Origin of the sequence: Ferribacterium limneticum (genome assembly GCF_020510625.1) — a bacterium.
In the GTDB taxonomy this organism is placed as follows: Bacteria; Pseudomonadota; Gammaproteobacteria; order Burkholderiales; family Rhodocyclaceae; genus Azonexus; species Azonexus limneticus_A.
This window is the reverse complement of sequence record NZ_CP075191.1, coordinates 1,252,525-1,263,199: the sequence shown is the minus strand read 5'-3', so window position 1 is coordinate 1,263,199 and position 10,675 is coordinate 1,252,525. Positions and strand designations below refer to the sequence as shown.

General features: G+C 64.2%; 8 protein-coding genes. 3 read left to right on the top strand and 5 right to left on the bottom strand.

Going from position 1 to position 10,675, the window contains the following annotated elements; genetic code table 11:
* Positions 1-3: 3 nt before the first annotated feature.
* The 5 genes from KI617_RS06090 to KI617_RS06070 all read right to left on the bottom strand — a co-directional run bounded on the left by KI617_RS06090 (position 4) and on the right by KI617_RS06070 (position 8,813).
* Positions 4-1,212 (bottom strand): TIGR03862 family flavoprotein, encoded by a 1,209-nt coding sequence (locus KI617_RS06090; protein WP_226451124.1) that lies wholly within the window; start codon positions 1,210-1,212, stop codon positions 4-6.
* Complete coding sequence (locus tag KI617_RS06085; RefSeq protein ID WP_226451123.1) at positions 1,209-2,174, bottom strand: transglutaminase family protein; 966 nt, start codon at positions 2,172-2,174, stop codon at positions 1,209-1,211. The genes KI617_RS06090 and KI617_RS06085 overlap by 4 nt, the downstream gene beginning before the upstream one ends.
* A 2-nt stretch (positions 2,175-2,176) precedes the next feature.
* Positions 2,177-4,696 (bottom strand): circularly permuted type 2 ATP-grasp protein, encoded by a 2,520-nt coding sequence (locus KI617_RS06080; protein ID WP_226451122.1) that lies wholly within the window; start codon positions 4,694-4,696, stop codon positions 2,177-2,179.
* A 154-nt stretch (positions 4,697-4,850) separates the two neighbouring features.
* Positions 4,851-8,219: a transglutaminase family protein gene (locus KI617_RS06075; RefSeq protein ID WP_226451121.1), complete on the bottom strand. Its 3,369-nt coding sequence runs from the start codon at positions 8,217-8,219 to the stop codon at positions 4,851-4,853.
* Between the two features lie 162 nt (positions 8,220-8,381).
* The gene (locus KI617_RS06070; protein ID WP_226451120.1) at positions 8,382-8,813 is read right to left on the bottom strand and encodes a VOC family protein; all 432 of its coding nucleotides are present in this window, start codon (positions 8,811-8,813) and stop codon (positions 8,382-8,384) included.
* A 139-nt stretch (positions 8,814-8,952) separates the two neighbouring features.
* On the opposite strand from KI617_RS06070, the gene KI617_RS06065 reads away from it, so the two are divergent.
* The 3 genes from KI617_RS06065 to KI617_RS06055 all read left to right on the top strand — a co-directional run bounded on the left by KI617_RS06065 (position 8,953) and on the right by KI617_RS06055 (position 10,615).
* Entirely contained in the window at positions 8,953-9,159 is a 207-nt protein-coding gene (locus KI617_RS06065; RefSeq protein WP_226451119.1) for a type II toxin-antitoxin system HicB family antitoxin, read from the top strand.
* Positions 9,160-9,201: 42 nt separating this feature from the next.
* Positions 9,202-9,555, top strand: coding sequence for a YkgJ family cysteine cluster protein (locus KI617_RS06060; protein ID WP_226451118.1), 354 nt, complete (start codon positions 9,202-9,204; stop codon positions 9,553-9,555).
* Positions 9,556-9,700: 145 nt separating this feature from the next.
* The gene (locus KI617_RS06055) at positions 9,701-10,615 is read left to right on the top strand and encodes a ParB/RepB/Spo0J family partition protein (protein WP_226451117.1); all 915 of its coding nucleotides are present in this window, start codon (positions 9,701-9,703) and stop codon (positions 10,613-10,615) included.
* The last annotated feature ends 60 nt before the right edge of the window (positions 10,616-10,675 follow it).

Here is a 10,675-nt window from a genome sequence, read left to right as displayed (position 1 = left end):
GTTTCAGGCCCCCAGCCAGTGCCGCACGCCCAAGCCGGCGGCGCGGCCGCTGGCCAGGCAGGCAGTGAGCAGATAGCCGCCCGTCGGCGCTTCCCAGTCGAGCATTTCGCCGGCGCAGAACACGCCGGGCTGGCTGCGCAGCATCAGGTGCTCGTCCAGTCCTTCGAAAGCCACGCCACCGGCCGTGCTGATCGCTTCATCAATCGGCCGGGTCGCCGTCACCGGCAGCGGCAAGGCCTTGATGGCAGCAGCCAGACTGGTGGCGGCATTCAAGGTCTCGGCCGGGCAGAACTCCCTGAGCAGGGCCGCCTTGACACCTTCGATGCCGGCCCGCCGCCGCAGATGGTTGGCCAGCGTATCGCGGCCGCGTGGCCGGGAGAGTTCCGCCGCCAGTTTTTCCAGGCTGCGACCGGGCGCCAGGTCCAGCGTCAGGGCCGCCTGGCCATCGCGCGCCAGCGCATCGCGCAGCGGTGCCGACAGCGCATAGATCAGGCCGCCCTCGATACCCGTTGCGGTGATGTTGAATTCACCCTGCTGGCGCTGCGCGCCCACGGAGGCAACTACAGCCTTGACCGGCTCACCGGCAAAACGCTCGCTGAAATAAGGCGTCCACGCCACATCAAAGCCGCAGTTGCTCGGCCTTAGTGGCGCCACCGACACGCCGCGCTCAAGCAGCAAGGGCACCCAGCGGCCATCCGAACCGAGCTTGGCCCAACTGCCGCCACCCAGCGCAAGCACCACCGCATCGGCCTCGACAGCGATCTCACCAGCCGGCGTTGCGAAACGCAGCTGGTCATCGGCCCAGCCCAGCCAGCGATGGCGGACCTGGAAATGCACGCCCTGGCTGCGCAGGCGATGCAGCCAGGCGCGGAGCATTGGCGCCGCTTTCATTTCAGTGGGAAAGACCCGGCCGGAGGTGCCGACGAAGGTTTCGATACCCAGGCCGCGTATCCACTCACGCAAAGCCGACGGCCCGAAAGCGTCAAGCAGTGGCGCGATCTGGTCCGCACGCTCGCCGTAGCGACTGACGAAATCAGCCAGCGGCTCGGCATGGGTAATGTTCATCCCGCCCTTGCCAGCCATCAGGAACTTGCGGCCGACCGAGGGCATGGCATCGAACACCGTCACCGCCAGACCGCCGGCTGCAGCCAGCATTTCAGCCGCCATCAGGCCGGCCGGTCCGCCCCCGATGATGGCGACTTGTTTCGTCATGCCTTCTTCGCTGCAGCGTCCGGCTCGTCGAGCAGCTCGTCGGGAATGTCTTCCTCGTCGAGCGGAACGACGGTGACCGCGACATCGGGTTCGGTGCCGCCACCGCCCAGGATGATGCCGCGCAGCGGCGAGATGTCGGAGAAGTCGCGGCCAAAGGCCAGGGTGATGTGCTCGGTATCCGGCAGCAGGTCGTTGGTCGGATCGAAATCGACCCAGTCGCTCCCGTCCTCCTGGCTGCCCGGCGAATAGACCGAGACCCAGGCGTGCGAGGCGTCGGCACCGATCAGGCGCGGCTTGCCCGGCGGCGGCCGGGTCAGCAGGTAGCCGCTGACATAGCGGGCGGCCAGCCCCAAGGCACGCAGGCAGGCGATCATCAGGTGGGCGAAGTCCTGGCAGACGCCGCGCTTGTTTTCAAGCACTTCGAGCACCGGCGTCGACACCGTGGTCGCCTCGGGATCGAAGGTGAATTCGTGGAAAATCTTGGCCATCAAGGCCTTGGCGCCGACCAGCACCGGCCGGCCCGGCGGGAAGCAGTCGGCCGCGTAGTCGGCCAGTTCGTGCTTGACGCGGACATGCGGGCTTTCGAACAGGAAGCGCGTCGCGTCGAGATCTTCCGGCAAGGGGTCGGTCGAGTCGTAGGCCAGGCGGTCGCGCACCTTCTCCCAGGGCAGGGAGTCCGCCAGCACTTTGGGGCGGTGGGGCGTCACGGCCACCACCATCACCGAACGAATGAAGAGCATTTCATGCGGGGCATGGAAAGCCATCCAGGTCACCGGATTGCCAAAGGCATCGCGCCCGTCGCGCCGCCAGGTGGGCACAGGCTCGATGTCGATGCGCTGCTCCTCGACCTGCTGCCACTCGAGAACGCGCGGCGACAGGTGGAGTTGCTGCTGCGACAAGGACACGGCGCTGCCGTAGTCGTAACGGGTTTCGTGCAGGACGCGGTAACGGACAGCCGACATGATCAAACCGCCATGGTCTGCCGGCTGACATCGCCGACATGGGTGAAGTAGCGCATGCCCAGCGCCGCGGAAAGCTGCGCTGCGGCACTGTCGAGGCCTTGCAGCAGATCGGCAAGTTCTTCGCAGGGCGGGCAATCCATCGAGTCGTCAAACTCGATATTTTCCAGCCGCTCAAGATCGAAGCCGTGCAGCCGCTCCAGGGCTTCGGCCAGGCCCTCCTCGAAACTCACGCCAAGTTCGCGGGCCATGCGCTCGAGGTAGCGCATCAGCACTTTGGCCTGAAAGACGACACCGTGCGGGTTGCTGTCGTCAAAGACGAGCAGGTCGATGACCGGCAGCAACTCCGGCTGGCGGGAGTAACGCGAGCGGTAGGTGATGATCGAATCGGACAGTTCGAGCAGCCACTCCAGCGAGCCGGCCCCACGCGAGGACGGCATGCGCAGGAAATGCGCCACGCTCATTGCCAGGAAGGACAGCCGTTCGAGGCGGCGGCCGATGATCAGGAAACGCCAGCCGTCGTCGCGCGTCATGTTGTCCATGGCGAAGCCGGTCAGCGACGACGAAACGCCGAGCACGCGGTCGAGGAAGGCGATGGCTTCGGTCAGCGTCGGATGCACTTTCAGCGCGGCCTGCTGGTCGCGCTGCAGGCGGTTCAGCGAATGCCAGTGGTCGAGCGACAGGCGCTCGCGCACATGCGTTGCCGACCACATCAGGCTGCGGATATTGCTGGCCAGCCCGCCCGGTTGCGCCGGGTCGTAGATGGCTTCCAGCAATTCGTGTTCGCTGCCTTCCTTGATTTCGGTGTCCTCGCCGATTTCGGGCAGAACACCGAGGCGCCGCGCCAGTTCCATGGCCCAGACCACCACCGGCGTCTTCTGCCCGCCGCCGACGACGACGCGCGATAGCGCAACGCGCAGCATGCGCGCGCTGTCGTCGAAACGTTCGGAATAGCGGCCAAGCCAGAAGAGGTTTTCGACGACGCGCGAGCTGAGGTTGGCGCCGGCCCGCACCAGGTCGCGCACGCCGACCGAGGGCTTGAGCATCGAGAACTGGCTGACCGCGCCCTTGGTCAGCACCCAGGCATCCTTCGAGGCACCGCCGCGTTGCATGGAAATGATGCGGGCGCCGGCCCCGGTCGTCACCCGGGCCAGGCCGCCCGGCATCACCGAGTAGCCATCCGGCGTGGTCACGGCATAGGCGCGCAGGCCAACCGGGCGGGCCAGCAGGCGACGTTCGTGGGCCCGGCTCCAGGTTGGCGCCTGCGACAGGTTGATCATTTCCTGGGCGACGTAGGCATGCGGTCGCGCCTCGATCCGGTGCAGCATCTCGGCGCGCGCTTCGCCCTTCAATTCGTTGCCGAAAACCGGCTCCATGTTCTGCGTCGGGTAGGCCGGCTTGATGACAAGATCGTCAAAGTTTTCCTTGACGAAATCGAGCGCCGGCTTTTCGCCGCACCACCAGGTGGCGACCGACGGCATGGCCAGTTCTTCGCCGAGCAGGCGTCGGCAGATGGCCGGCAGGAAGCCCATGATCGCGCCCGAGGCGAGCAGGCCGCTGCCCAGCGCATTGGCGATGACGACGCGGCCGGCGCGCGCCACATTGACCAGCCCCGGAATGCCGAGCGCCGATTCGCCGCGCAGTTCGAGCGGGTCGCAATAGGCGTCGTCCTGGCGGCGCAGGATGACATGCACGCGCTTGAGGCCACGCAAGGTTTTCAGGTAAACCGTGTCGCCGCGCACCGTCAGATCCTGCCCCTCGACCAGCGGAAAACCAAGGTAGCGGGCCAGGTAGGCGTGTTCGAAATAGGTTTCGTTGTACGGCCCCGGCGTCAGCAGCACCATGTGCGGCTGCTCGTCGCCCTCGACCGGCGCCAGCGCGGAGAGGCCGTCGAGCTGGTCGCGGAAGAAGTCGGCGACGTGCTGGACGCGCAGGTCGCGGAACATTTCGGGAAAGACGCGCGAGACGACCAGCCGGTTTTCCAGCGCATAACCGGCCCCGGACGGCGCCTGCGTGCGGTCGGCGATGACCCACCAGCGGCCATTGGGCGAGCGAGCCAGATCGACGGCGTAATGATGCAGCCAGACCCCGCCCGGCGGCTTGATGCCGCGGCAAGGCCACAAATAGCCGTGCTGACCATAGACCAGCGCCGGTGGCAGCAGCCCCTCGGCGAGCAAGGTCTGTTCGCCATAAAGGTCGGCCAGGATGGCATTGAGCAGGGTGGCGCGCTGGGCGACGGCGGCCGACACTTCGGCCCATTCCTCAGGCGGAATGATCAGCGGCAGCGGGTCGAGCGCCCATGGCCGGTCACCGCCGTTCGGGTCGGCGTAGACGTTGTAGGTGACGCCATTTTCCTGAATCCGCTGCTCGGCAAAATCGAGACGCCGACGCATTTCTTCCGGCGTCAGCGTATCGAGATGGTTCAGGAACGGCGCCCAATGCGGACGCACATCGCCCTTCGCCGTCAGCATTTCGTCGTAGCGGCGGGGACTGTTGGGGTAAATCGTCAGGAGCGTGCGAACCATTTATCTTTTACCAGCGAAAACAGGCCGTTTCCGGCGCAATGCCATTCAGTCAGTGGGATTTCTGGAATTTGTCGTTCCCGCGAAAGCGGGAACGATGCTTAACTGAACGCTATTACCGTCTCCGGCCCGTTCTGCAGGCAGCCCGATTTTTTGATCAAAACCGCCGCAAGTCTAGCGTAAACGGGTGCTCCCCGCTGACCTCAGGCGCCCTGACCTGCAGCTTGCCCGGCGTGTGGCCGAAGCGGAAGAAGCGCGCCAGACGGCGGCTTTCAGCCTCGAAGGCATTGACCGGGAAGGTGTCGAAACTGCGCCCGCCCGGGTGCGCTACGTGGTACTGGCAACCGCCGAGCGAACGCTGCATCCAGGTATCGACGATGTCGAAGACCAGCGGCGCATGGACGCCGATGGTCGGGTGCAGGCAGGACGCCGGCTGCCAGGCGCGGTAGCGCACGCCGGCGACGAACTCGCCGTTGGTGCCGGTGTTCTGCAGCGGCACCGGAACGCCGTTGCAGGTCAGCACGTAACGGTCGGGCGCCATGCCCTTGATCTTGACCTGGACGCGCTCGACCGAGGAATCGACGTAGCGCACCGTGGTTCCAGCCCCGCCCTCCTCGCCCGTGACGTGCCAGGGTTCAAGCGCGTGACGCAGTTCGAACTCCATGCCCTTGACGGCGAAATCGCCGTATTTCGGGAAGCGGAATTCGAAGTGCGGGGCGAACCATTCGGCCTTGAAGGCGAAGCCGGCCTCGGCCATTTCCTGCATGACGTCCTTGAAATCCTGCTCGGCGTAGAAGGGCAGCATGAAGCGGTCGTGCAACTCGGTGCCCCAGCGGGCCAGGCGGGCCGGCTCGTAGGGCGTTTCCCAGAAGCGGGCGATCAGGGCGCGCAGCAGCAGTTGCTGGGCGAGCGACATGCGGGCGTGCGGCGGCATTTCGAAGGCGCGCAGTTCAAGCAGGCCGAGGCGTCCGGTCGGGCCGTCCGGCGAGTAAAGCTTGTCGATACAGAACTCGGAACGGTGCGTGTTGCCGGTGACATCGGTGAGCAGGTTGCGCAGGATGCGGTCGATGAGCCACGGCGGGACGACGCCACCCGGCTGCGGAATCTGCTTGAAGGCGATTTCGAGCTCGTAAAGGCTGTCGTTGCGGGCTTCATCGACGCGCGGCGCCTGGCTGGTCGGGCCGATGAACAGGCCGGAGAACAGGTAGGACAGGCTCGGATGATTGTGCCAGTAGGCGATCAGGCTCTTGAGCAGGTCCGGCCGGCGGAGGAAGGGCGAATCGTTCGGCGTGGCGCCGCCAAGCACGAAGTGATTGCCGCCGCCGGTACCGGTATGACGCCCGTCGACCATGAACTTTTCGGTGGTCAGGCGCGAGTAGTGGGCCGACTCGTAGAGGTGGGTGGTCTGGTCGACCAGTTGATCCCAGGACTTGGCCGGGTGGATGTTGACTTCGATGACGCCGGGGTCGGGCGTGACGCGGAAGTGGGTCATGCGCGGGTCGGACGGCGGCTCGTAGCCTTCCATGATGACCGGCATCTTCATCTCTTCGGCCGTTGCTTCGACGGCGGCGACGATTTCGAGATAGTCGTCGAGCTTCTCGGTCGGCGGCATGAAGACGTAGAGACGGCCGTTGCGCGGCTCGGCGCACATGGCGAGGCGGGTGATCCAGCCGGCCGATTCCTTGAAGCGCGGCATCGTTTCGGTCGGCTTTTCCCACGGCCGGACCTTGCCATCGCCGGACTCGCCGCCGGCGGTGCCGACGCTACCCGAATGGCGGCTCTGCATCTGCGGCTCGCGGACGCCAGTTTCGCCGCTGACGCGGGCGCGCAGCGCAGCCCAACTGGCCAGCGGATCGGTCGCCATTTCGGCATCTGGCACATTGACGTAGGGATAGTCGCTGGTCGCCGTCCAGGGCTGCGAGTCGAAGGGCAAACGGTAGCCCATGGCCGAATCGCCGGGGAACAGGTAGCAGCGCTCGGCACGCAGGAACCACGGACCGGTCTGCCACTGGTTCCAGACGTTCTTCATGATTGGCAGCACATGGCCGACGGTGTAGGTCATGCCCTGCGTGAACACCTTCATCAGGCGCTCGCGCTCCAGCGCGTCGTCGACGCGGGAGTCGAAGGGATCGACGTTACCCGGCAGGCGGCGCTCGCGCCACATGTAGTAATAAACGTCCTCGAAAGCCGGGAAGACGTAATCCGAAGTCATGCCCAGGCGTTCGGCGACGCGTTTGAGGAAACGCTGGGCGTGTTCGGCCGTCGCGCCGTAATCGACGCTTTCGTTGGCGTACAGCTCGGGCGCATTCCAGATCGGCTCGCCGTCCTTGCGCCAGAAGCAATTCAGGCTCCAGCGCGGCAACTGTTCGCCGGGATACCACTTGCCCTGACCGAAGTGCATCAGGCCGTTCGGGGCGTATTTTTCGCGCAGGCGATGGAAGATGTCGGCCGCGAAAATGCGTTTTGTCGGGCCGAGGGCGGCGGTGTTCCATTCGGCGCCATCCGGATCGTCGACGGCGACGAAGGTCGGTTCGCCACCTTGGGTCAAGCGGACGTCCCGCTTGCCGAGGGTGTCGTCGATCTGGTGGCCGAGGTTTTCGATCTCGCTCCACTGTTCATCGGTGTAAGGCTTGGTGACGCGCGGCGCTTCCCAGATGCGGGTGACCTGCATGTGGTGCGAGAACTCGGTTTCGCATTCGTCGAGGCTGCCGGTGACCGGCGCGGCCGAACCCGGCTCCGGTGTGCAGGCGAGCGGGATGTGGCCTTCGCCGGCAAACAGGCCAGAGGTCGGGTCGAGGCCGATCCAGCCGGCGCCCGGCAGATAGACTTCGGCCCAGGCGTGGAGGTCGGTGAAATCGGCTTCCGGGCCGGACGGGCCGTCGAGCGACTTGACGTCGGCGGTGAGCTGGATCAGGTAGCCGGAAACGAAACGGGCGGCCAGGCCGAGGTGGCGCAGGATCTGGACGAGCAGCCAGGCCGAGTCGCGGCACGAGCCGGTACGCTTGGTCAGCGTTTCTTCCGGGGTCTGGACGCCCGGTTCCATGCGGATGGTGTAGCCGATGGCCTTTTGCAGGTTGGCGTTGAGGGCGACGAGGAAATCGACGCTGCGCAGCGGCTCGCGCGAGATGCCGGCCAGGTACTTTTTGAGCTCGGGCGTTTCCGGCAGCTTGTGCAGGTAGGGCGTCAGTTCGTGGCGTTCCCAGGCCTCGTAGGCGAAGGGAATCTTCTCGGCATGGTCTTCGAGGAAGAAGTCGAAGGGATTGATGACCGACATCTCGGCCACCATGTCGACCTCGATGCTGAATTCGCGCGTCTTCTCCGGGAAAACCAGGCGGGCCAGGTAGTTGCCCTGCGGGTCCTGCTGCCAGTTAACGAAGTGCTTTTCCGGCCCGATCTTCAGCGAATAAGACAGGATGCGGGTCCGTGAATGCGGACAGGGCCGCAGACGAATGACCTGCGGCCCGAGATTGATCAGGCGATCGTAACTGTAACGGGTGACATGATTCAGGGCGACGTGGATCGACACAGGCTTGCTCCAGACATAATGACTAGCAGCTTAAAAGCAAGACGCGAACCAGCTTGCAAGTCATTGTTTTTCAATAGACCCAATTTTTGCACGCACCTGATGAAAGCCCGATGACACAAGGCGCGCGCCAAGTTGGTGCAGTTCCGGCGACTGGGCGCCTGATTACAAAACCGGGGGGAGTTTGACGAAACCATCCGTATCGAGCTCGATGAAGGGGTTGTGGCAGACCTCCCACAAAAAACCGTCCGGGTCGGCAAAGTAGCCGCGAAAACCGCCCCAGAAAACCTTGTCCGCCGGCCTGACCAGGGTCGCGCCAACGGCGACTGCCTCTTCCAGTGTCGCGATCACCGCTGCCTCCGAGGGCACATTGTGGGCCAGCGTAAAGCCGGAAAACCCGCTCCCTGCGGGCGACACCGCCGCATCCTCGGCCAGCGCCTCCCGCTGGAACAAGGCAAACGCCACCGAGCCGGCCTGAAAGAAGGCAATCGCCTCCTGGCTGGCCGAAGATTCCTGCCAACCCAGGGCCTTGTAAAAAGCCCGGCTGCGGGCCAGATCGGAGACACCGAGGGTAATGAAGCTGATTGTCTGTTTCATGGCGATACGATATCTCCAAAAATGGTGAGCGATAAGCGTCTGGCGAAGAGTCGCCCTTGCTTGCTGCCCGGCTTTGGCTTGACCGATAATTCGGGTTTTCAAGAAACCCGCTACGCCTGCCAGTCGCGGACACTGCCCAATGAACGAATCTACACCCTACAAAATCAAATACGAGGTTTATCCGGAAGGTGACCTCTTTATCGCCCGCTGCCTGGATATCGATGTCGCCAGCGATGGCGAAACCGATGCCGAGGCCGTTGCCAACTTGCGCGAGGCGATTGAACTCTATTTTGAACGGAACGCGGAAGGCTTGCTCCGGGCGCATGAAGAGGAAGAGGACGATTAAGCCCCGGACTCCTGGGCGCGCCTGCGTGACGCCAGGCTTCCAATGACGCCCAACAGCCAGAAGATCCGCTCTCTGCGCCAACGCATTCCTGCCTTCGAGTGCGTTCCCGGCTGCCACGATTGCTGCGGCCCGGTCACTGCCTCCAGTGAGGAAATGGCCCGCCTTCCGTTCAAGACCGAAGCCGAGCATGCGCAGGCCCTGGCCGAACTCAACTGCCCGCACCTCGGAAAAAATGGCTGTCAGGTTTATGCCGAGCGCCCCCTGGTCTGCCGCCTGTTCGGCACGACGCCACGGCTGGCCTGCCCGAATGGCAAGCGGCCCGAGGTCATGATAGACCCGGCCATCGAACAGCAGATTTACGACTACTTCAAAGCGACCCGGCACGTTCTGGTTTGAGCGAACTGCGCTCTACAGCCCAACAGCATTCGGGTTGAAAATCGGGCAAAAAAAGACGAACATGCCGCCCCTTCCCCTGAGCTTCTGAAGTTGCCTGGCGCACCGGGTTCCAGAAGCCAACCCCCACCTGAACCGCAGATCGGCCATGACCTTCAAAGACAGTTCCTTGCAATTCCAGATCGTCGACATCACGACACTCAAACCCGATGCGAAGCATGCCCGGCAGAACATCAACGAAGACAATCTGAAGGGCCTGATCAACTCGATCGAGAAGATTGGCCTCATTCAACCCATCGTGGTTCGCCCAGCCGATGCGGCCGGGAACTACACTGTCATTGCTGGCGAACGTCGCCGCCAGGCGGCCATTGCCGCCGGTGAAAAGACCATCCCCGTGGTAATCCGCGCTTGCGATCCGGATGAAATGCTCAAAGTCCAGGTCTTCGAAAACATCGGCCTGGGCGTTCGTTCGGCGCTCGAACCGCGCGACATGGCCAATGCCATCCAGACCATCTCCGAACACTTCGCGACACTGGAAGAGGCCGCCCAATACTTCGGCCGCGCACCGACCTGGCTCAGCCAGGCCACTGCTGCCGCCAACTTGTCGGAAAAAGTCACCGCCCTGCTCGATTCGGGAAAGATCTCCAGCACCGGCACCGCCGTCCAGCTGGAGAAGCTGGCCAAGAAGAACGAAGCCAAGGCCGAATCGCTGATCGATCAGATTGAGCAGTTGCCGGAAGGCGAGAAGGTCTCCAAGAAGGTCGTCGACAATGCGCTTTCCGAGGCGACCGGTCGTCGCAAGAAAACCGAAGAAGCCGCCCCCGCTAGCGAACCAGCGATGAACGGCGCGACCACAAGCGCCCAGGGGCCCGCCGCAGTTACCGTTTTGCCTTGGGAGGATGCACCGAGCACGCCCGTTGCCGCACCCTCCCCTGCCGCCCGCAGCAAGGTCAGCCCCGGCAAGGTCAAGCTGGTTGCCGAACTGCTTGGACTGAATGAAGAAGATGAAGAGGAAATTCTGGTTCGGCTGATCGATGAATTCCTGGCCATGAAGAACGCCTGACACGTCCAGACAGGCCAAGCCTGCCGCCAGCGGGCTTTCAGCGTCGCCAAGCCGGACCCC